Source organism: Anoxybacillus sp. FSL W8-0104 (assembly GCF_038004465.1).
GTDB classification, from domain to species: Bacteria; Bacillota; Bacilli; order Bacillales; family Anoxybacillaceae; genus Anoxybacillus; species Anoxybacillus flavithermus_G.
This window is the reverse complement of the sequence record NZ_JBBOQU010000001.1, coordinates 392600-413343: the sequence shown is the minus strand read 5'-3', so window position 1 is coordinate 413343 and position 20744 is coordinate 392600. Positions and strand designations below refer to the sequence as shown.

Annotated in this window: 21 protein-coding genes and 2 pseudogenes; 16 read left to right on the top strand and 7 right to left on the bottom strand. The window is 41.5% G+C overall.

Going from position 1 to position 20744, the window contains the following annotated elements; translation table 11 throughout:
• Positions 1-182 precede the first annotated feature (182 nt).
• Complete coding sequence (locus NST18_RS02250; RefSeq protein ID WP_004888910.1) at positions 183-4655, top strand: glutamate synthase-related protein; 4473 nt, start codon at positions 183-185, stop codon at positions 4653-4655.
• Between the two features lie 137 nt (positions 4656-4792).
• Positions 4793-5866, top strand: a complete 1074-nt coding sequence (locus tag NST18_RS02245; RefSeq protein WP_004888909.1) for an FUSC family protein — start codon at positions 4793-4795, stop codon at positions 5864-5866.
• A gap of 34 nt (positions 5867-5900) precedes the next feature.
• Here NST18_RS02245 and ntdP read toward each other — a convergent pair whose 3' ends face one another.
• On the bottom strand, positions 5901-6431 hold the full coding sequence (gene ntdP, locus NST18_RS02240; RefSeq protein ID WP_004888908.1) for a nucleoside tri-diphosphate phosphatase: 531 nt from the start codon (positions 6429-6431) through the stop codon (positions 5901-5903).
• A 102-nt stretch (positions 6432-6533) separates the two neighbouring features.
• Positions 6534-6680, bottom strand: coding sequence for a gamma-type small acid-soluble spore protein (locus tag NST18_RS02235; protein WP_004888907.1), 147 nt, complete (start codon positions 6678-6680; stop codon positions 6534-6536).
• A gap of 103 nt (positions 6681-6783) precedes the next feature.
• Here NST18_RS02235 and NST18_RS02230 point away from each other — a divergent pair, with 103 nt between their 5' ends.
• Positions 6784-7008, top strand: a complete 225-nt coding sequence (locus NST18_RS02230; RefSeq protein ID WP_004888906.1) for a hypothetical protein — start codon at positions 6784-6786, stop codon at positions 7006-7008.
• 12 nt (positions 7009-7020) lie between these two features.
• Here the strand turns inward: NST18_RS02230 and mutY are convergent, their stop codons facing one another.
• A complete protein-coding gene (gene mutY, locus NST18_RS02225; protein ID WP_004888905.1) occupies positions 7021-8109 on the bottom strand; it encodes an A/G-specific adenine glycosylase in 1089 nt (362 codons plus the stop codon).
• Positions 8110-8164: 55 nt separating this feature from the next.
• Between mutY and NST18_RS02220 the strand changes: the two genes are divergently transcribed.
• The 3 genes from NST18_RS02220 to NST18_RS02210 all read left to right on the top strand — a co-directional run bounded on the left by NST18_RS02220 (position 8165) and on the right by NST18_RS02210 (position 9567).
• The gene (locus NST18_RS02220; protein ID WP_004888904.1) at positions 8165-9142 is read left to right on the top strand and encodes a metal-dependent hydrolase; all 978 of its coding nucleotides are present in this window, start codon (positions 8165-8167) and stop codon (positions 9140-9142) included.
• Positions 9143-9233: 91 nt separating this feature from the next.
• Positions 9234-9401, top strand: a complete 168-nt coding sequence (locus tag NST18_RS02215; protein ID WP_004888903.1) for a small, acid-soluble spore protein K — start codon at positions 9234-9236, stop codon at positions 9399-9401.
• 1 nt (position 9402) lies between these two features.
• Positions 9403-9567, top strand: a complete 165-nt coding sequence (locus NST18_RS02210) for a YpzG family protein (RefSeq protein ID WP_006322047.1) — start codon at positions 9403-9405, stop codon at positions 9565-9567.
• 23 nt (positions 9568-9590) lie between these two features.
• On the opposite strand, the gene NST18_RS02205 is transcribed toward NST18_RS02210, so the two are convergent.
• Positions 9591-9911, bottom strand: coding sequence for a YfhH family protein (locus tag NST18_RS02205; RefSeq protein WP_194949963.1), 321 nt, complete (start codon positions 9909-9911; stop codon positions 9591-9593).
• Between the two features lie 179 nt (positions 9912-10090).
• On the opposite strand from NST18_RS02205, the gene NST18_RS02200 reads away from it, so the two are divergent.
• Positions 10091-10258 carry a hypothetical protein gene (locus NST18_RS02200; RefSeq protein ID WP_230456155.1) on the top strand — a complete coding sequence of 56 codons (168 nt, stop codon included), beginning with the start codon at positions 10091-10093 and terminating at the stop codon, positions 10256-10258.
• A gap of 6 nt (positions 10259-10264) precedes the next feature.
• Here the strand turns inward: NST18_RS02200 and recX are convergent, their stop codons facing one another.
• Positions 10265-11065, bottom strand: coding sequence for a recombination regulator RecX (recX, locus tag NST18_RS02195; protein ID WP_004888901.1), 801 nt, complete (start codon positions 11063-11065; stop codon positions 10265-10267).
• Between the two features lie 69 nt (positions 11066-11134).
• Here recX and NST18_RS02190 point away from each other — a divergent pair, with 69 nt between their 5' ends.
• The 6 genes from NST18_RS02190 to adhP all read left to right on the top strand — a co-directional run bounded on the left by NST18_RS02190 (position 11135) and on the right by adhP (position 15827).
• Positions 11135-12043, top strand: coding sequence for a TIGR01777 family oxidoreductase (locus tag NST18_RS02190; RefSeq protein WP_004888900.1), 909 nt, complete (start codon positions 11135-11137; stop codon positions 12041-12043).
• A 39-nt stretch (positions 12044-12082) separates the two neighbouring features.
• Positions 12083-13210, top strand: a complete 1128-nt coding sequence (locus NST18_RS02185) for an amidohydrolase (protein WP_340721193.1) — start codon at positions 12083-12085, stop codon at positions 13208-13210.
• A gap of 232 nt (positions 13211-13442) precedes the next feature.
• Positions 13443-14000 (top strand): GNAT family N-acetyltransferase, encoded by a 558-nt coding sequence (locus tag NST18_RS02180; RefSeq protein WP_004888898.1) that lies wholly within the window; start codon positions 13443-13445, stop codon positions 13998-14000.
• Between the two features lie 94 nt (positions 14001-14094).
• Positions 14095-14223, top strand: a complete 129-nt coding sequence (locus NST18_RS02175; RefSeq protein ID WP_004888897.1) for a YfhE family protein — start codon at positions 14095-14097, stop codon at positions 14221-14223.
• A 74-nt stretch (positions 14224-14297) separates the two neighbouring features.
• The gene (locus tag NST18_RS02170) at positions 14298-14486 is read left to right on the top strand and encodes a YfhD family protein (RefSeq protein WP_004888896.1); all 189 of its coding nucleotides are present in this window, start codon (positions 14298-14300) and stop codon (positions 14484-14486) included.
• Between the two features lie 327 nt (positions 14487-14813).
• Complete coding sequence (gene adhP, locus NST18_RS02165; protein ID WP_004888895.1) at positions 14814-15827, top strand: alcohol dehydrogenase AdhP; 1014 nt, start codon at positions 14814-14816, stop codon at positions 15825-15827.
• Between the two features lie 75 nt (positions 15828-15902).
• Here adhP and NST18_RS02160 read toward each other — a convergent pair whose 3' ends face one another.
• Positions 15903-17363, bottom strand: coding sequence for a protein adenylyltransferase SelO (locus NST18_RS02160; protein ID WP_004888893.1), 1461 nt, complete (start codon positions 17361-17363; stop codon positions 15903-15905).
• A 189-nt stretch (positions 17364-17552) separates the two neighbouring features.
• Here NST18_RS02160 and NST18_RS02155 point away from each other — a divergent pair.
• Positions 17553-17799 (top strand): annotated as a pseudogene (locus NST18_RS02155) (transcriptional regulator); the annotation flags it as partial.
• Positions 17800-17852: 53 nt separating this feature from the next.
• Positions 17853-19208 (top strand): DNA (cytosine-5-)-methyltransferase, encoded by a 1356-nt coding sequence (dcm, locus tag NST18_RS02150; protein WP_230456154.1) that lies wholly within the window; start codon positions 17853-17855, stop codon positions 19206-19208.
• 23 nt (positions 19209-19231) lie between these two features.
• Here dcm and NST18_RS02145 read toward each other — a convergent pair whose 3' ends face one another.
• Positions 19232-19975 carry a PmeII family type II restriction endonuclease gene (locus tag NST18_RS02145; protein WP_128356965.1) on the bottom strand — a complete coding sequence of 248 codons (744 nt, stop codon included), beginning with the start codon at positions 19973-19975 and terminating at the stop codon, positions 19232-19234.
• Between the two features lie 189 nt (positions 19976-20164).
• Here NST18_RS02145 and NST18_RS15130 point away from each other — a divergent pair.
• Positions 20165-20660, top strand: a pseudogene (locus NST18_RS15130) (IS3 family transposase); the annotation flags it as partial.
• Positions 20661-20744: the final 84 nt, after the last annotated feature.

Sequence of the window (20744 nt, the reverse complement as noted above, 5' to 3'; positions counted from 1 at the left end):
ATGAACTTTTTGTTACATAAACTGAATATCATATCCAAAAACATGAATAAATAATTGATTTTCTATCATGGTCGTGTTAATATAGACTATAAAATTTAGAAAATTTTATTTTTTAAAAAAGTTTTTTTGTAGGAGGTGGCGAAGGCGAGAAGCGAATGATAGTCGCTTGCAAGCCGCATGCTATGAAACAACGGTGGAATCCAGCTTCATTTCAACATTTTTACAAACATGAGCACGACGCGTGTGGAATTGTCGCTGCGGTTGAAAAACGACGCATCCCGACAAGAGAAAACATTACAACATGTATTAACGCCCTCGTCACAATGAATCATCGCGCAGGATTTATCAACGGAGAAGGAGATGGCGTCGGCATCCACATCGACATTCCAAAAGCACTTTGGAAAGAAAAATTGGCTGTTGCCCAACTTAATCCTCAACTCGTTGACCGCGACGATTTTATCGTTGGCCATATATTTATTACACGAACAACGAACGTGGAAGAAAAAAAAGCACGTATGCGCCAATTATTTGCTCAGTCCCAATTGACGCTCATTTTTGAATCTGACCGCGTTACATCTTCTTCAGCGCTCGGTCCAATTGCTTTACGCGAAGAACCAGTATTTTGGCAAGTTGCTCTTTTACCAAATCATCAACAAAAAACATTATCTCAAACATTATTTGAATTAACAATTGAGATCGAAAAAGATGAACATATTCATGTCGCTTCGTTAAGCAATCATCACGCGATTTATAAAGTCATGGGTGCTGGTGATATTTTACCAAAATATTATCATGACTTAGCGAGTCCGCTTGTCGCATCTACGATGACACTTGGCCATAATCGCTATTCAACAAATACATTATCAAACTTTTTCCGCGTTCAACCGTTCAGCGTCCTAGGTCATAACGGTGAAATTAACACGATTGCCAAACTACGTGAAGAAGCAACAATGATCGGTGTCCCATTGACAAACGGCGGAAGCGATTCGCAAGATTTAAGCCGTACGATGGAAACGCTCATTTATCGAGATGGTTATACACTATTTGAAGCGATGGACTTTTTATTCCCTCCCATCGTAAACGAAATCAAAAACTATCCAGATCATTTACAAGATTTATATACTTACATTCGCGAAGCTTGGGGACATTTTGCTCAAGGTCCTGCCGGAATCATTTCGCGCCATGCTGATGAAGCGGTATTTAGCGTCGATGCACTTGGATTGCGTCCACTTTGGAAAGTTGAGACCGAGCATCGTTACGTATTCGCATCTGAGCCAGGCATTATTCCAACGTGCGAATACACAGGCGAACCAAAACCGCTCGCCCCAGGGGAAAAAATCGGCTTAAAATGGCAAGCGGACGGAACGATTCGTGTTTATGAATACGCAGATTATCAACAAGAAGTATACAATCGTATTCGAAAGCGTTTAAATATTGAAAATATGCGCCAACGTCTACAAACGCCGACATTCAAACCTTATGTGCTCGTTGCTCAACCAACAAAAGTGCATAATGGACAGTACGCTGCATTCGGTTGGGATCGCGAACATATTCAATTGCTCGAACAAATGGCGGAAAAAGGTGCTGAACCGATTCGCTCCCTCGGTCACGATGCTCCGCTTGCAGCGATCGATCCTGAACGAAAAAACATTGCTGATTTCATAAAAGAAAGTGTGGCGGTTGTCACCAACCCTGCTATTGACCGCGACCGCGAAACAGAACATTTTTCGACGCGCGTGGTTGTCGGAAAGCGGCCAAGCATTGTTTCACATGAAGAACATCCGTACACAGTTGAACTTCTTTCACCTATTTTAATTGAAGGAAAGCTCGGAAACGAATGTGCCGAAACATTGCAACAGCCATCATATGATCAACTCGTTCATGCATTTGAAGAAAAACAATTAGCGTACTTTATATCAGCGACGTTCGTTGAGCACGAAACGATCCCGATGGCGCTTAATCGCTTAGGCAAAGAAGCATGTGAAGCTGTCGCAAATGGGAAAACATTACTTATTATTGACGATGTAAAAGCGCATCAAAGTGGGCATTTATGGATTGATCCGCTCCTTGTCATATCAGCCATCGATCAAGCATTAACAAAAGCGGGGATAAGAAGACATTGTTCTCTCTTACTTCGCTCCGGTGCGATTCGCTCACTTCACGACTTGATCGTCGCTTACGGACTCGGCGCGAACGTCATTAGCCCATATTTAATGTTTGCGACAGTAGCTGACACGTCAACTCGTCCAGCAATTCATTTATATCAAGCGTTAAATAAAGGGCTCGAAAAAGTCATCTCAACGATCGGGATTCATGAATTGCGCGGATATAGCCGACTATTTTCGTCCATTGGATTGCATGACGAAATCGCAGCTGTACTAAATATCGTTAACTTTTTCGGCTCGCACACACTTATCCAAAATTTTGACACATTAAAACAAGATGCGATTGCACGAGCTAAAGATTTTGAATCAGAGCAAGCAAAGTTACGAAAAACGTTTCACGTATTCCCACGTATTTGGAAAGCGATTGGCGAAGTAGCTCAAACCGGCTCATACGACAGCTATCGTGACAAATTGACAGAAATCGAAACGGGGACACCAACAGCCATTCGCCATTTAACAGACTTAAAACAAGCAGACGTCCCTGCAAAAAAAGAACACGTCGACATTTCAGTTGGTGAACATAGCTTGCCGTTTGTCATTGCTTCGATGTCATTCGGTTCACAAAATGAAATTGCCTTTCGTGCATATGCCGAAGCAGCAAATCGCCTCAACATGATTAGCTTAAACGGTGAAGGTGGCGAAATTAAAGATATGCTCGGTAAATATCCACGCACGCGCGGGCAACAAGTCGCCTCTGGTCGATTTGGCGTTAATGCTGAACTACTTAATTCATCCAATTTGCTTGAAATTAAAATTGGGCAAGGGGCAAAACCGGGCGAAGGTGGTCATTTACCTGGTTCAAAAGTAACAGCTAAAATTGCTGAAGCGCGAAATGCAACGATCGGCTCTGACTTAATTTCACCGTCAAACAACCATGACATTTATTCAATCGAAGACTTAGCGCAAATGATTGCTGAATTAAAAACAGCAAATGACCAAGCAAAAGTGGCTGTCAAAGTGCCTGTCGTCCCTAATATCGGCACGATTGCGGTCGGCATCGCAAAAGCTGGCGCTGACATTATTACGCTAAGCGGTTTTGACGGAGGCACAGGAGCAGCACGCATTCATGCCATTCAACACGTTGGCTTACCTGTAGAAATTGGCGTCAAAGCGGCACATAACGCCCTTTTAGAAGCCGGATTACGCCATCAAGTGGAAATTTGGGCAGACGGCGGCATTAAAAGCGCGATGGACGTGATTAAAGTTATGCTTCTCGGCGCCAATCGCGTCGGTTTCGGAACGTTAGCGATGATTGCCATCGGATGTACGACATGCCGTGGTTGTCATTTAGATACGTGCCATGTCGGAATCGCTACGCAAATTGAATCAGAAGCACAAGCAAAAGAACACGGTTTGCGTCGCTTCGTTCCAAGACAATTCGAGCAAGCCGTACAAAACTTAGTTCGTTTCTTTACCGCGTTCGGTGAAGAACTTAAAGCGCTCACCGCATCGCTCGGTTATACAAACTTACAACAACTTGTCGGTCGCTCTGACTTACTTGAACAAACACGCGGACGCGATCGGATAAATTTAGCGACGTTATTAAAACCATTGGAGATCGGTCAATGGTATCAAAAAGAAGTAGCAGCAACATCGGAAGAAGGAAAGCTTGCCGTTGCAGTTGGTGCGGAATATTTAGATTACCAAGTTGAAGACTTGCACCGCTCACGTGAATTTTCAACTGTCACAGCTGAACAGCGTGTGCTCGGTAGCCGTGTTGCATGCCATCGGGTACGTGGTCGATTAGACGGATCGTACAAAAAATTGCCAAATATTTCTTTACGATATAAAGACGGCTCTGTACCTGGCAATGGACTCGGTGCGTATAACGTCACGGGCATTCATATTCACGTCGATGGCGGAGCACAAGATGGCGTCGGAAAAACATCGTTTGGTGGCGGCATCTTCATCTTCAAAGCAAAAGGAAAAGACGGAAAGTTTTACAACGGATCAGTCGGAAAAGGATTTGGCTACGGTGCCCAAAAAGGACTATTAGTCGTGCAAGGAAATGCTGATGCACGCGCAGGCATTCGCCTATCAGGGGCGGATATGATTATCGGTGGTCAAGTGACAAAACCAATTCCTGAAGTAGAACATGGCAATATCGGTGTCAATGCCAACATTAAAGGATTTGCCTTTGAATATATGACAAACGGACGCGGGCTCGTTCTCGGCGATCCAGGGCCATGGATTTGTGCAGGAATGACAGGCGGTGTCGTTTATTTGCGTCATCAGCCAGAAATGGGATTAACGAAAACAGCTCTTGAACGTCGCATCGCCAAAGGAGCGAACGTTACGATTCAACCGCTTAACGAGAAAGGAAAAGCGGACGTGACAGAACTGCTTCGCACATATGTTGATTTGCTTATCGAACACGAACAGCACGACGAAGCAGCAACGCTTCAACCGTTGTTGCAACAACCGGAACAACACTTTTTCCAAGTCATCCCGAAAAAAGAACAAGCAGATCCATCGGTGTCAACAGAATAAACATAAAAAGAACTGCTTCAAAAAAATGAGGCAGTTCTTTTAATTTTTTTCCTTTTTTCTTGATATACTGATAAAAAACATGTATATTTTTTTGTTGTTCTAACAAGATGATAAAAAAGAAAGGAATTTGAGCGACGATGAGACTTGGAGCCCGCGTCTTTAAAACCGGGATTGCGATTACATTTGCATTAGTTTTAGCAAAATTGTTGCAGTTACCTTCCCCTGTATTTGCTGGCATTTCTGCTGTATTTGCGATGCAACCGACCATTTACCGTTCATACTTGTCCTTAATTGAACAAGTGCAAGCAAATGTCATCGGTGCGGTTTTTGCGATTGTTTTTACACTTATTTTCGGACACGATCCGTTTATTATCGGATTAACTGCCATTTTAGTTATTGCGTTATTTCTTCGTCTTCGTTTAGAATCTTCCATTTCTGTCGCGCTTGTAACGGTCATCGCAATTATGGAATATACGGGGGAACACTTTATTGAATTTGCGCTTATTCGCTTTTCTACGATTATGTTAGGTGTGTTGTCCGCGTTTGTCGTGAATTTAGTTTTCCTTCCACCGAAATACGAGAAAAAACTATATACGAAAATTGTCGAATATACAGAACAAATTTTAAAATGGATTCGCATGAATATTCGCCATGCATCTGAGCACCATCTGTTGAAGGAAGATATTGAAAAGTTTAAAGAGAACATGATGAAACTTGACCAACTTTATTTACTCTACAAAGAAGAACGAACGTATTTCCGTAAACATAAATATAGTAAGTCGCGCAAACTTGTCCTGTATCGACAAATGATTGTTGCAACAAACCGCGCCTTAGAGACGTTAAAGCTACTGCATCGTTTAGAAAACGAGCTGTCGCATACACCTGCTGAACTTCAAGATGCAATAAAAAACGAACTCGATTGTTTATTAAATTACCACGACCAAATATTGCTGAAGTTTATCGGGAAAGCAAAATCTGATCCACAATCACAATTTGCAACGGAAGCGTGTTCTGGAAAAAAAGGATTAATTCGCTCGTTTTTAAACCATTATGTTGAACAAAGCGTCGAACAAGAAAATTATCAACTATTTCCTCTGATCGGAGCGATTATTGAATATAGTCACCAACTTGAACATTTAGACACACTGATCGAAAGTTTCCATCATTATCATAAAGAAGAACATGTCGTGCCTACTCCTGAACAAGAATAAAAAGATGTCCCGTTTATGCCTCGGGACATCTTTTTCACTTTCCATACATAATAAACTTTTTATACCAATGTTCGACCACTTCAGGGGCAAACGGTCCCTTTTTTTCTTTAATCCATTGAATTAATTTTTGAATGTTATTTTTTAAAATCTTATCAATAATTTCAGGATAGTTCATTTCGTCGCGATGTCGTTCATATTCATCGCGATCTAATATTTCATACTGTCCGTTCGGAAATACTTTAATATCTAAATCATAATCAATATATTTGAGCGCTTCCCCATCCCAAACGTAAGGCGAGCTGATATTGCAATAGTAATACACACCTTCTGCACGAATCATCGCAATAATGTTAAACCAATGCTTCTCATAAAAAAAACAAATGGCCGGCTCGCGTGTCACCCACGTTCTCCCATCTGCTTCTGTCACAAGTGTGCGATCGTTGCCGCCAATGATTTCTTCTTCGCTTCCTTTTAACACAACTGTTTCCTTCCACGCTCGGTGGATATGACCGTCATGTTTATAACTATGAATTTGAATGATCGCCCCTGTCTGTGGATACTCCATACACATTCCCTACTTTCATTCGACGCTTTTTCCTCTATTATAACGTTAATCAGCGAGGAAGAAAAAGGGCATCGGACGAAAACCGATGCCCTTTGCGCGTTATTAGCTTTTCTTTGCTTCTGATTTTGCATTTTGTTGCTTCACGTGTTGAACATCAGTTTCAGTCGCAAACTCTGTCCCATACTGGCCAGCGTTTTGTTGTTTTACATGTTGAATGTTTGTTCCTGCTGCTGTTTTGTTTGGTTTCATGATACTCACCTCCACGCTTATTACTTTGCGCCATCTATTTAAAAAATATCCGTATGAATAATTTTTATTTCATTTTCCAAACTACATGAAAGAGGTGAAAAAAATGTATGTTGGACGCGACTTGACAGCCCTTCAAATGATTCCGAAACAAAAGTGGAAAGATAGCGAGTTAGCGTTTTTTCATCGCGCCCTTCAACAAGTCACTCCATATTTGAATGCAGAGGGACAAACGTTACATCGTGAAATGATCGAAGAAATTGAAGCGAGGGGCGGTTTACATCGGAATGAGGCAACATATACAAATGGAACATGCGTATTTTATGAGTAAAGGCGCATGCCTTTACTCATACGCTTGCCATATTTTTTGGTACACAACTGGAAATGCGTAAGATGCAAGCTCCTCGATCGTTACCCACTTGCGCGTTGGAATATCTACTGTAAGCCCAATCGCTTCTCCTTTATACGCTTCAATGTGCCATACAACGTGGGAGAACACATGTTGAAACGTACCAATTTGTTGTACTGAACGAGTCACAACACCATATCTTTCGCTTATTTCCTTTATAAACGTTTGGTCGTCTGCTGTCGGGGCATGCTCGTCATTTGGAAACTGCCATAAATTCGCTAATAATCCGCTACTTGGTCGTTTTTCAATCAATATGTTTCCGTCCTCATTGACGAGCACAATGGCACGGAAGGCAACATGCTTCGGTGCTTTCGCTTTCGTTTTTACTGGCAGCTGCTTCTCCATCCCTTCTGCAAACGCACGACAATGTCGTTGAACAGGGCATAATAAACAACTCGGATTTTTCGGTGTACATATGAGCGCGCCAAGCTCCATTAACGCTTGGTTAAAATCAGACGGATTATCGTGCGCAATGATACAAGAAACAAGTTGTTCAAACTTTTTTCGCGTGCTCCCTTTTGCAATGTCATCTGTTATATAAAAAATGCGCGATAACACCCGCATGACATTTCCATCTACCGCGGGCTCGGGAATGTCGTAAGCGATGCTTAATACCGCACCCGTTGTATATGGTCCAACTCCTTTCAACGACGAAAATTGTTCCTTCGATGCCGGCACACATCCATTGTATTTTTCTTTCACTTCTTTTACCGCTGCATGTAAATTGCGAATGCGCGAATAATACCCAAGCCCTTCCCATGCTTTCAACACTTCTTTTTCCTCTGCGTCAGCTAACGCGTCTAAAGTCGGGAACTTTTCAATAAACTTATAAAAGTAAGGGATGACGGTATCGACGCGCGTTTGTTGCAACATCACTTCCGATACCCATATTTTGTACGGATCTTTTTCTTTTCGCCAAGGCAAATCGCGTTGTTCTTTGACGAACCAATGAATTAAATCGTGCTGAAATTGCTCAATATGAAAATGGTCCAATATTTGTTGTACATTTTCTTTCACGTTCATTCCTCCATGGTGGTAAACTAAAAGTAAGTCCAATCGGAAAAAGGAGGCCTTTTATTTGGATACTGGTACACACGTTTTAATGGGATTTGCATTAGGTGGATTAGCGACGCTCGATCCAACGATTGCGAACGATCCGACGCTAGCTCACGCGGTGCTCATCGGCACGATCATCGGCTCGCAAGCACCTGATATCGACACTGTTTTAAAATTAAAAAATAACGCCAAATATATTCGCAACCATCGCGGCATCACCCATTCCATCCCCGCGTTATTTGTTTGGACGCTGCTCATTAGCGTTGCCCTTTTTTACGTGTATGGTGCATCGTTTTTTCACATCGCGCTTTGGACGTTTATCGCTGTCAGTTTTCATGTGTTTGTCGATATTTTTAATTCGTATGGCACGCAAGCATTACGTCCTTTTTCAAAAAAATGGGTCGCCCTCGGTATCATCAATACATTCGACCCGTTCATTTTTATCATTCACTTAGCTGGTGTCATCCTATGGCTGAACGGGCACCATGCTGGGTATACGTTTCTCGCTGTGTACGTTGTGCTCATTGGTTACTATATCATCCGCTTTCGTCAACAACAAGCAATAAAGCGCAAGATCAAACAAATGTTTTCGGATGTCGAACAAATCATTACCGTACCGACAATAAAATGGAATGAATGGCATTTAGCTGTGACAACATCAACCCACTTTTACGTTGCTCGCTCGCAAAGAGGGGCGATTAACGTACTCGACATATTCGAAAAATGCCCTATTCCAAACATTCCTGTCATTGAAAAAGCAAAACAAGATGAAAATTTAGTGGCATTTTTGTCGTTCTCACCAGTATATCGTTGGGAAGTTCATGAGTATGACGACCATTATGAAGTGCGTTTTATTGATTTGCGTTACCGAAGCAAAGATTATTATCCATTTGTTGCGGTCGTGCAGCTTGATCGCGACTTAAATATTGTTAGCTCCTATACAGGATGGATTTTTAACGAGAAGAAATTGCGTAAAAAACTAGAACTTATTCCAGGCTAAAGTAAACGGGCGGTGTTCATAAATCACCGTCTATTGATGAATACTATACGTGTGCTTCAAGAGCACGACATCACGTCTGGGGGGACTAACAGTGGGCAATAAAGAACGAGGCTTTCCGAATCAAAACAACGAAAAATTAGAAGGTGAGCCACGCGCAAAAGCGGAATACGCATCAAAACGTGCAAACGGCACGATTAATACGCACCCTCAAGAACGAATGCACGCATCAAGTCAACGTGGCGACATCGAGGAGGAATAAAATGGGTAAACATTGGCGTAAAAAATTTTATGATAACCGTTATTCCGATCCTTTCCCACAGCCATGGGCGAACCCGAAACACGCTCATGCGCAAGTAAACGGTGAAACACAACAATCGCAAAGTTTAATGATTCTACATTCTGAAGTAAGCAAACGGAAAATTTAATGGGAAAGAGGTTGACGCTCGTGTCAACCTCTTTTCTTTAACAATGAAATAGGCAGCGCCACTTCTGTATTCGGATCGTTCAAACGATAGCCCCATGCGAACACACCATTCATATATTGAAGTTTAAATAACGACTGCGGATCTCCTTCAATTTCGTAAAATTCTCCCGGTTGAAAATCATTCGGGTTTAATAAATATGCTTTCGCCATCGCAATTTTCCGCTCATACACCGCATATTCATTTACCATGCCCATCTGTTCTGCTTTTCGTGCTTTTTCCGTTAACATGGCGATCTCTTGTTTTAATTCCCATTCACTCATTTCACTATATCGTTTTTGTTCCATTCTCCCCACCCCAACTTTATGACTAACTCACCCTCATCGTATCATAAAGCGAAGCTAAAATACATAGATGGATATAAGGATAAATATTCCATCCGTCGATACACAATAAAGCATCGGTATAATCGTTCCTTTTTTACGAACTAGGCCGACAACGGAAACTGTCGCAACAACGTTTAATCTTGACAACTGCTTATGTATACGTCTTCCTTATTGTTATAAATATAAATACACCGTTTTGGGACGATTCCGACCATATTCAAGATCGCTCCCGCCTTCGCTCACCAAAACAAGTAGCCGAAACGATCATAAACGAATATAAGCGACAAGCAGAAATCATTGTAGAATAGGAGGATTTATTCCTCCCTTTTCTTTTCTAAAAATTTTTCAATGGATGAAAGCGAAAAGCCTTTTCGGTACAATGCTTGTTTCATTTTTTGCTCGTACGTATAACGGTCGTATTTTTCATAGCGGCGATGTGCTTTTTCCCCGTAATATACGAGCGCTTCCCATTCCGCTCCATCATCTGCAATCATATGCTGTTTTGCCATTTCAACAATATGTGAAGGAAAACCTTTCATATGCAACAGTTGTGCAATGTATGCTTTTTGTTCTTGATGCGACCGTTTTTTCGATTGCTTATTTATTTTTTCCACCCACTTGATCGCTTTGTCTCGTTGCATATCCTCTGTATAGCGTTCCATCGCTTGTGCGATCACATCTTCACTTATCCCTTTATCCATTAGCTCTTTATAAATCACATAAGGTCCTTTCATTGTCGTATTTACTTGCGTTTGCACGTACGCATGTGCAAATTGCTCATCGTCTATATATCGTTCCTGTTGTAGCTTTGCAATCACTTGTTCAATCGTCCGAACATCTATGTCCTTTTTTTTCAAATAGTCAACAACTTCTTGTTTCGAGCGCATACGGTAAGCTAAAAAACGAAGCGCCATCTTATACGCTTGTTTTTCATCATCTTTTTTCATCATTTCCATCCATTGCTCTTCTGTTACGGTCATTCCTTTTTTTAGGCGATACTCAATCAATACGTCTTGATCAACAGACATGATTTGTTTCTCTCCATCTTCTTTCACAAAATGAACGTAAAAACGTTCAGCATTTTTTCGATCCACTTCAATTTTTTCAATCCACATCTTGAAAACACACCTTTTCTTTCTTTTTTTCTTGAAACAACGCATAATAAAGGAAAGGAGGGAAAAATAATGAATATTTTGATTGCTGGAGGAACAGGATTTGTAGGTAAGGCGTTAACAGCATATTTTACACAAAACGGACATCATATGTATATATTAACGCGAAATGCACAAAAACGGGAGAACGATCCGTATATTCATTATGTACAATGGTTAACAGATGACGCAAATCCTCATGAACAACTCCCTTCCATTGATATAATCATAAACTTAGCTGGTGAATCAATTAATAGTGGACGATGGAACGAAACGAGAAAGCGCGCAATTATGGAAAGTCGATTACAAGCGACACATGCCATATATGAATTCATTACAAAAATGAATAAAAAACCGCAAGTGGTTATTCAAGCGAGTGCCATCGGTATTTACGGCACATCGCTTAATGACACATTTACCGAACGTCGCGAAACAATCGGGATAGACTTTTTAGCTCAAACCGTGAAACGATGGGAAGAAGCTGGGCGACGCATTGAATCACTTGGCGTGCGCACGGTATTTATGCGGTTTGGCATTATTTTAGGTAAAAATGGTGGAGCACTTCCACGTATCGTTCTTCCTTACAAATGGTTTATTGGTGGAACGATCGGAAGCGGGAAACAATGGATTTCGTGGGTGCATATAAATGACGTCATTGGCGCCATTGACTTTGCCATTCGACATGAAAACATATCGGGTTCAATCAACGTTACTGCCCCACATCCTGTGACGATGGAACAGTTCGGAAAAACGATTGCAGAAGTACTACATCGCCCACATTGGCTCCCTGTTCCGTCCTTTGTGCTTAAAGTATTGCTAGGGGAAATGAGCATGCTTGTGTTAGAAGGACAGCGTGTCATCCCAGAAAAATTACTTCAAGCAGGGTATCATTTTTCTTTTCCAACTATTGATCGAGCGCTAGCGAACATACTACAATCGTAACGAATACACTATTCGAAAAAGGAAATAAAGGAGTCTAGCATGAAAAACATATTGCTCAAATATGGTACAGTATATCCGATTACGTCTCCTCCGATGAAAGGGGCAGATGTGCGTATCGAAAATGGAAAAATTGCAGAAATCGGCTATAACCTTCTCGTAAATGAGAAAACAGAAGTTATTGATGTCTCAGGAAAATACGTCTTTCCTGGGTTTATCGACGTTCATACACACCTTGGTTTATATGACGAAGGAACGGGATGGGCGGGCAACGACGCGAACGAAACGATTGAAACGATGACGCCGCATGTGCGTGCCATTGATAGCGTATATCCACTCGATCCAGGTTTTCGCGATGCAATCGAACATGGGATTACAACGGTACACATTATGCCAGGAAGTGCAAATGTCATCGGAGGAACGACGGCAGTCATTAAAACGTACGGAAAAAACGTCTCAAAAATGATTGTGAAAGAAACCGCAGGTCTAAAACTCGCTCTTGGAGAAAACCCAAAACGAATGCACAGTCAGGGAAATAAAGAATCGCTTACACGTATGGGCATTATGGGAATGCTGCGCGAAACATTTTACAACGCGAAATATAGCGATTGGCCGCACGATTTTCGTACGATCCCTATCATTCAGGCGTTAAATCGCGACTTCCCGATTCGTGTCCACGCCCATCGTGCTGATGATATTTTATCCGCCATTCGTTTTGCTGATGAATTCGGACTTGATTTACGCATTGAACATTGTACCGAAGGACATCTCATTGCCGAAGAACTGCAAGGGCGAGATTTACAAGTTTCGGTCGGACCAACACTAACACGTCGATCGAAGGTAGAATTAAAAAACAAAAGTTGGAAAACATATAAAATTTTATCCGACGTAGGCGTTCACGTCTCTATCACAACAGATCATCCATACACACCTATTCAATACTTACCTATTTGCACTGCGATTGCTGTTCGCGAAGGGCTCGATGAACAAAAAGCGCTCGAAGGCATTACCATTTTGCCGGCACGTAATTTAGGAGTGGACGATCGTGTCGGAAGTCTTGAAACCGGAAAAGATGCTGACATTGTCGTTTGGAATTACCATCCGTTTCACTATCTCGCAACTCCTATATTCACCATGATAAACGGGGAAATAATATACAAGAAAAATTAATAAAAAAACTATTTATTTTTCACATCATTTCAAGTATGATATAAAAGGTTATGTACAAAAAACTATATATGTATGCGATAGTAAGGGAAGGCAAATGGTGCGCCACCAGCAGTGCGCTGGTTCTAGTGGGTTCGATTCCCACCCCGAAATTTTTTGATTTGCATAAATTAAAAAATTTCGAGGGTGGCTCGTTCCCTATGGTCGACTGCCCTCGTGAATGGAGGGAGATACGATGCTTAAAAAACGTGAACTGCAAGATTGTCAAGCGTTATACGAGCTTATGGTGCACCCGGACGTCTTCCCTTTCGTGCGCCATAAAGCATATTCATACGAGGAGTTTTTATTTATTACAAAACAAACAATCGAAGCCGAAGAACGCAGTGAACTCATTTCGCGCACCATTTTAGATGAGTGGGGCAATCCGATTGGAACGATTAACTTATTTGATATTGAAGATGGCGCTGGCTTTTTAGGCACATGGCTCGGAAAACCTTATCATGGAAAAGGATACAACCAACTTGCCAAAGACGCCTTCTTTAACGAACTGTTTTATGAACGTTCCATCAACACGATCTTCATGCGCATTCGCAAAGTCAACGTCCGCTCCACAAAAGCTGCTGAAAAACTTCCTTACGTCACCCTTGCTAATGAAACGAGAAAGCGATTATGGGAAGAAATTAATCAAGGTGAAGACATATACAACTTATATGAAATTTCAAAGGACAACTATACGTTATATGTGATGCGCCAACAAAAAGCTGATGATGAACAACAATTAAAAGAAGCGTAACCTGTTCTGTGCGAACAGGTTTTTTTATTTGGATAATTTTTTATTTTTCTGTTCATAATGTTAATGTTACATTTTACAAAAACGAGGGATACATATGACTGACAAAAAGAAACGTGGGAAAACAAAAAGCACGCTCTCTAGTGCGCAAGAAATGACATATGCCCGCGATTTTAAGCGTGCCGATCAAGCTGGAGGATTCACCGCCAAGCACGCACGCCATTAACAACATTCTCCATTCATTTTTTTCGCTATTCGTCACATGCTAGTAGCGAAATAAACGAAAAGGAGGCGAAAGCGATGGGTCGTTCACGCGGTCAAAAAGCTAGAGACAAAAACAAGTCAACGATGCCACAAGTGCCGAAAACAATGAAATCAGACGGTTATGATGTCGAGTTTTCTGCCGAATTTGCTGATCATGAAGATTTAGAGGCGCAAGCACGCGCTGAAGCAGCCGGCATTCGCCAAAGTAAAAAGAGAAAATCTTAAGAGACGAAGAAGGTGTCCGAATGTCGGGACACCTTCTTTCCTAACCTCGTAACTCGTACTACACTCTAAATTTCGCCACTTCACTTCTTAATTTCTCGGCCATTTCAGCTAACGATGTAGCTGCGGACATGATTTCTTCACTATATGACTAAAATGGAAACTTTATATGATGTCAACTCCCAAACAAAATTTTTAACTTTTTATCCAAAAATATTTTTCATTTTTTTGAACATTTTATTTGTGATATTTTTCACAAGTTAAATGCATGATATATTACATATGTACAGACCAAAAAATCTCTTTTTTCCTAAAAGGAGGATTATAATCATGAAAGCTGCAGTTGTGGAACAATTTAAAGAGCCGTTACAAGTGAAAGAAGTGGAAATACCTAAGATCTCATACGGGGAAGTATTAGTGCGCATTAAAGCGTGTGGGGTATGCCATACAGACTTGCATGCCGCGCATGGCGACTGGCCTGTAAAGCCTAAACTGCCTCTCATTCCTGGCCATGAAGGCGTCGGTGTAATTGAAGAAGTAGGTCCTGGGGTGACACATTTAAAAGTTGGAGATCGCGTAGGTATTCCTTGGCTTTACTCAGCGTGCGGTCACTGTGACTATTGCTTAAGCGGACAAGAAACATTATGCGAACATCAACAAAACGCTGGCTATTCCGTCGATGGTGGCTATGCTGAATATTGCCGTGCTGCAGCCGATTATGTTGTAAAAATTCCTGATAACTTATCTTTTGAAGAAGCTGCTCCAATCTTTTGTGCTGGAGTCACGACATATAAAGCATTAAAAGTCACAGGGGCAAAACCTGGGGAATGGGTAGCCATTTACGGTGTTGGCGGGCTTGGACATGTCGCAGTCCAATACGCAAAGGCGATGGGGTTAAACGTCGTTGCTGTCGATTTAGGTGATGAAAAACTTGAGCTTGCTAAACAACTTGGTGCAGATCTTGTCGTCAATCCGAAACATGATGATGCAGCACAATGGATAAAAGAAAAAGTGGGCGGTGTGCATGCGACTGTCGTCACAGCTGTTTCAAAAGCCGCGTTCGAATCAGCCTACAAAGCCATTCGTCGCGGTGGTGCTTGCGTACTCGTCGGATTACCGCCAGAAGAAATACCTATTCCAATTTTCGATACGGTATTAAATGGAGTAAAAATTATTGGTTCTATCGTTGGTACGCGCAAAGACTTACAAGAAGCACTTCAATTTGCAGCAGAAGGAAAAGTAAAAACAATTGTCGAAGTACAGCCGCTTGAAAACATTAACGACGTATTTGATCGCATGTTAAAAGGGAAAATTAACGGCCGCGTCGTTTTAAAAGTAGATTAAAAAGAAGGCGTCTGTGGGCGCCTTCTTATTTTACTTCAACGGAAAATACTTGATAATCATGAAGCTCTTCCTTATTTACGTCCCACAAAACGTCCGATACGGCCGATCAGACGGCTCAGGAGGTATAGCATATTGTTCTTGTTCTTTCGTGTATGCATACGGATGTTGCAACGCATGAAGCAACTGCTCCATGACCGTATAATCCCCGTGTTCAACCGCCGCCGTCAGCGCTTCTTCGACCCGATAGTTGCGCGGAATGATCGCCGGGTTGTTTTGCCGCATTCGTTCATACACTTCATCTTTTGTTACGCCTTGACGGGCGATTCTTTCCTGCCAACGTGCATACCAATCACGAAACTGTTGTTCGCAAAAATTCCACTCGCCTAACGTTAATGAGCGAAACGTATTCGTATAGTCAGCACGATAAGTATACATAAGATGAAGCAACTCCCCAATAAGCTTTTTGTCTTCCTCCTCTTTCGTAAAAAGCCCAAGTTTTGTCCGCATCCCTTCTAGCCAATACGTTTCATACAACGCCGGAAATCGACCTATCGTTTCTTGCGCAAGCTCAATCGCTTTTTCCTCATTATCATGCAAAAGCGGCAAAAGACTTTCAGCCAAACGTGCAATATTCCATCCAGCGATATACGGCTGATTACCGTACGCATACCGCCCTTGCGTATCAATGGAGCTAAACACCGTCTTTGGATCGTACACATCCATAAACGCGCACGGTCCGTAATCAATCGTCTCACCGCTAATCGTCATATTATCGGTGTTCATCACCCCATGAATAAACCCGACTAATTGCCATTTCGCTACAAGCGCCGCCTGCTTTTTCATCACTTCTTCCAATAAAAAAAGATAGCGGTTAGACGCCTGTTCACCGTTCAAATCATGGCGCTTCATCGCATAATCTGCCAACGCCTGCAACTCGTCTTTCGATAAAAAACGAGCCGCATATTGAAACGTCCCGACACGCAAATGACTCGCTGCCACGCGCGTCAAAATCGCCCCTGGCAGCTCTGTTTCGCGAATAACAACTTCCCCTGTTGTCACAACGGCTAAACTGCGCGTCGTTGGAATACGAAGCGCATGCATCGCCTCACTAATGATATACTCACGAAGCATCGGCCCGAGCGCTGCACGTCCATCTCCCCCGCGCGAATACGGCGTCCGTCCCGACCCTTTCAGCTGAATATCGAACCGTTCTCCGTCTGGCGTCACATGTTCCCCAAGTAAAATCGCTCGCCCGTCTCCAAGCATATTAAAATATCTGAACTGATGTCCTGCATACGCCTGCGCCAAAGGCTCCGCACCTTCAGGAATTCGATTTCCGGCAAACACCGCCACCCCATCCTCGCTCGCTAGCGCCTCCGTACATAGCCCAAGTTCCCCTGCCAGCGAACGATTGAGCACAGCCATCTTCGGATTACGAACAGGCGTCGGATATATTTTCATAAAAAACCGCTCAGGCAAGCGGGCATAACTATTGTCAAAGTTCCAGTTGGTTTTCAATATATTTCCCTCCCGCATTACAGTCCAACACTTGTTCTTTTCTTACTGCTTCTAACTTCATACACAAAAATTGTGTTCTATTTTTTCAGTATACCCCATTTTTCTTAACAACGCTGCGGTGACGGATTGTTATGACAAAATGCTAACAAATGATGACAATAAAAGAAGGTAACAGGTAAATAATAGTAAAAAGCGGAGGGTAACAAAATGGCGCAAAGAATATCGTATCGCGCTAAAGATATTTTGTTTAAATCGCTAAGCGAATTGTATCGTAATCAAGCGCTTGATGTGTACGACCTCCATGATCTTCCGAAAATTAAAGCGCTTCTGCCGAACGAATTCCCAGCGGTGCGAGCCTGATGAAAAGCGTTCTGACACATTATTTCTTCTCGAAGACGATTCGATTCTCCTCTTAGAATACGAAAGCATTGACGGTCACCTTCTAAATTATATATAATAACCACATAACAGTTAAAAAAATATTTTAACTTTTATGGGGGTATAAATTTGTATAGCATTAGTAAAGAAAAAGTTAGGAAGTATATGACGAAATCAGGAATTTCTACACAAAAAGAACTTGCGGAAAAGATGGGAATTAGTAAAAATCAATTATCTATGCTCCTTTCCCCTAATTTCAATCCTATCAAGTCAAATGCCTTAAAGCTTTGTCATACACTTGGGGTAAACATTGAAGACATTATTTATTCCGAACAACTTGAGCTCGATTTAGGAGATATAGATACAAAAGCTGATGTTGAAATAGAAAGTACCATAAATGTTTTTCACTACGAAGGCTCCCATAGTGTAGAAGTGAGAGATATCGTTGCAGCTAAACAATATACAGCTGTTGAATTATTTGCAGGTGCCGGAGGGTTAGCGCTTGGGCTTGAAATGGCGGGCTTTCACTCCTTAGGGTTGGTAGAAATTGATAAATATGCCTGCAAAACATTAAGAAAAAATCGACCTCATTGGAACGTAATCGAAAAAGATATTATTGAAGTGGCTGAGCATGGAATAAAAAACTTTATCAATAACTGTCCAAACGATATCGATCTATTATCTGGAGGGTATCCTTGCCAGGCTTTTAGCTATGCAGGGAAAAAACTAGGGCTAAATGATGCAAGAGGAACGCTATTTTACTATTACGCAAAAATTCTGCAAGAACTGCAACCAAAAATGTTTTTAGCCGAAAATGTAAAGGGACTTGTCAACCACGACAACGGAAAAACACTAGCAACCATGCTCTCCGTTTTTGAAGAAATAGGCTACAACGTTCAATGGAAAGTATTGAATGCTTTAGACTATGATGTAGCACAAAAAAGAGAACGAATATTCATTATAGGGATAAGAAAAGATTTAGTTGAAAAATATAACGTTTCTTATCGTTTTCCTAAACCGTATGGATATACGCTGACATTAAGGGATGTCTTGCAAGATGTTCCTCCATCCGAGGGCGCTAAATACCCTGAAGAAAAGAGAAAAGTTCTTGAACTTGTTCCCCCTGGCGGTTACTGGAGAGATCTCCCAGAAGAAATCGCCAAACAGTACATGGGAAAAAGTTACTACTCAGGTGGCGGAAGAACCGGGATGGCGCGAAGATTGTCATGGGACGAACCATGCCTAACATTAACATGTTCTCCTGCCCAAAAACAAACGGAAAGATGCCATCCAGAAGAAACAAGACCTTTTACTGTCAGAGAATATGCAAGAATACAAAGTTTCCCTGACGATTGGGTATTTGATTGCTCGATGAACAATGCTTATAAACAGATTGGTAACGCTGTTCCCGTTCATATGGCTAAAGCTGTAGGTTTATCTATCGTAAAAGTTTTGAACGAAATTAACAAAAAGGGGAATGCCTAGGCATTCCCCTTTGCTTTATATTTCTAGCTATCGGCGTTCAACGTTTCCTCGATCTCTTTTGCGAGCTGTTCAATAATCTCTTCGATTAGCTTTGAAGAGTCAAATTCTGTTGCAACTTCCCCTATCGCATCTGTTAATCTTTGATAAAAGTTTTCAATCCCCGTAATTCTGTACCAAAACTCTTGTCCAACAATGACAGGATATTCTTGATTAATTTTTTGATAATGACCGCTTAACTGATCAGGTGTACCATAAAGAACACCAACGACTAAATCAGTGAAGCCAATATGAAGATTATTCGTCCTCGCAAGCCTTTTAACACCTGCAAAATGATTCTTTATCGTTTCTACATCGTCTTTATTAATGGTGTTGGGTCCTGCTTTTACTTGACAATATTTTCTTCTTCCATCTAATTTATCAATAAATTCAATGTCTATCCCTGCTGTAGTAGAAGCAAAGCTCCCCAGTACTTCACTACAAAATTTTTGGAGTTTATTCCCAAACGTTGTGTTAATAGATGTCCCCAATACCCTTGGATACACCAACGCCTTTGCCATGCTAACAGGATCGTCATTCCCTGTTAAAAATCTCGCTTTATACTTGTCTAAAAACGGGTTCAAATGGAACTCCTTTAATTTCTTCAACTTTTTTGTATTACGTATATGGCTAGAAGCGATTTCTTTCCTAAAAAATTCTTTCGCTCTTTCAATCATTTCGTCCGATTCTTCTTCACTCAATACATTTACATGTGACGTTTCTCCCGACATTTCCATCCCTCCTACAAACACCCTCTACTTTTATATTAACATTTCTATCCTCCAAAATGTGTTAAAGTAGCATCAATTTATTTGAGTTTTAACTTCGCGACACTCCCGACATGCGCTGTATGTGGAAAAAGGTCGAACGGTTGAATGTATTCGATGTGATAGTGCTTTGCGAGGGTGTCGTTGTCGCGCGCAAGGCTGGATGGACAACTCGATATTTCGCCAAAAACGCTTCATAAATGGGTAGCAGATTATAAAAAAGATGCTAAGCATAGCTTTGTCGGGAGTGGGAACCTCAAGCCAGAAGATCGTGAAAAGCGTGAACTTCAAAAACGTATTCGGGATCTGGAGGAGGAAAACGCGATCTTAAAAAAGGCCATGAGCATCTTCGCCAAAAATCAGAAGTAATTTATGCATTTATTCATACGCATAGAAAGGAGTTTCGTGTGGCGAAGATGTGTGAAGTCTTAGGCGTTTCAAGAAGTGGATACTATGCACGGGTTAAACGACCAGAAAGTCAACAAAAGAAAAGACAGGAAGCATTGAAAAAGCAAATCAAAAAGATTCATATCGAGTCAAGAGAAACATGCGGCAGTCCAAAAATCACAAAAAAGGGGTTAAGGTATCTCAAAAAACGGTCGCCAGAATCATGAAAGATGGTGATATTCGTTCAAAAACAAAGAAAAAATCACTAGCATTGCAGTAATTAAATCTGATGATTCAAAATACTAAGAATGTTCAATTTTTTATTGATTTCGAAACAAAAAAATCC

Excerpts from the sequence above, each read along its gene's own strand:
- NST18_RS02250 (WP_004888910.1), top strand. The coding sequence starts at position 183 with ATGAAACAACGGTGGAATCCAGCTTCATTTCAACATTTTTACAAACAT.
- NST18_RS02245 (WP_004888909.1), top strand. The coding sequence starts at position 4,793 with ATGAGACTTGGAGCCCGCGTCTTTAAAACCGGGATTGCGATTACATTT.
- ntdP (WP_004888908.1), bottom strand. The coding sequence starts at position 6,431 with ATGGAGTATCCACAGACAGGGGCGATCATTCAAATTCATAGTTATAAA.
- NST18_RS02235 (WP_004888907.1), bottom strand. The coding sequence starts at position 6,680 with ATGAAACCAAACAAAACAGCAGCAGGAACAAACATTCAACATGTAAAA.
- NST18_RS02230 (WP_004888906.1), top strand. The coding sequence starts at position 6,784 with ATGTATGTTGGACGCGACTTGACAGCCCTTCAAATGATTCCGAAACAA.
- mutY (WP_004888905.1), bottom strand. The coding sequence starts at position 8,109 with ATGAACGTGAAAGAAAATGTACAACAAATATTGGACCATTTTCATATT.
- NST18_RS02210 (WP_006322047.1), top strand. The coding sequence starts at position 9,403 with ATGGGTAAACATTGGCGTAAAAAATTTTATGATAACCGTTATTCCGAT.
- NST18_RS02205 (WP_194949963.1), bottom strand. The coding sequence starts at position 9,911 with ATGGAACAAAAACGATATAGTGAAATGAGTGAATGGGAATTAAAACAA.
- recX (WP_004888901.1), bottom strand. The coding sequence starts at position 11,065 with ATGTGGATTGAAAAAATTGAAGTGGATCGAAAAAATGCTGAACGTTTT.
- NST18_RS02190 (WP_004888900.1), top strand. The coding sequence starts at position 11,135 with ATGAATATTTTGATTGCTGGAGGAACAGGATTTGTAGGTAAGGCGTTA.
- NST18_RS02185 (WP_340721193.1), top strand. The coding sequence starts at position 12,083 with ATGAAAAACATATTGCTCAAATATGGTACAGTATATCCGATTACGTCT.
- NST18_RS02180 (WP_004888898.1), top strand. The coding sequence starts at position 13,443 with ATGCTTAAAAAACGTGAACTGCAAGATTGTCAAGCGTTATACGAGCTT.
- NST18_RS02175 (WP_004888897.1), top strand. The coding sequence starts at position 14,095 with ATGACTGACAAAAAGAAACGTGGGAAAACAAAAAGCACGCTCTCTAGT.
- NST18_RS02170 (WP_004888896.1), top strand. The coding sequence starts at position 14,298 with ATGGGTCGTTCACGCGGTCAAAAAGCTAGAGACAAAAACAAGTCAACG.
- adhP (WP_004888895.1), top strand. The coding sequence starts at position 14,814 with ATGAAAGCTGCAGTTGTGGAACAATTTAAAGAGCCGTTACAAGTGAAA.
- NST18_RS02160 (WP_004888893.1), bottom strand. The coding sequence starts at position 17,363 with ATGCGGGAGGGAAATATATTGAAAACCAACTGGAACTTTGACAATAGT.
- NST18_RS02145 (WP_128356965.1), bottom strand. The coding sequence starts at position 19,975 with ATGTCGGGAGAAACGTCACATGTAAATGTATTGAGTGAAGAAGAATCG.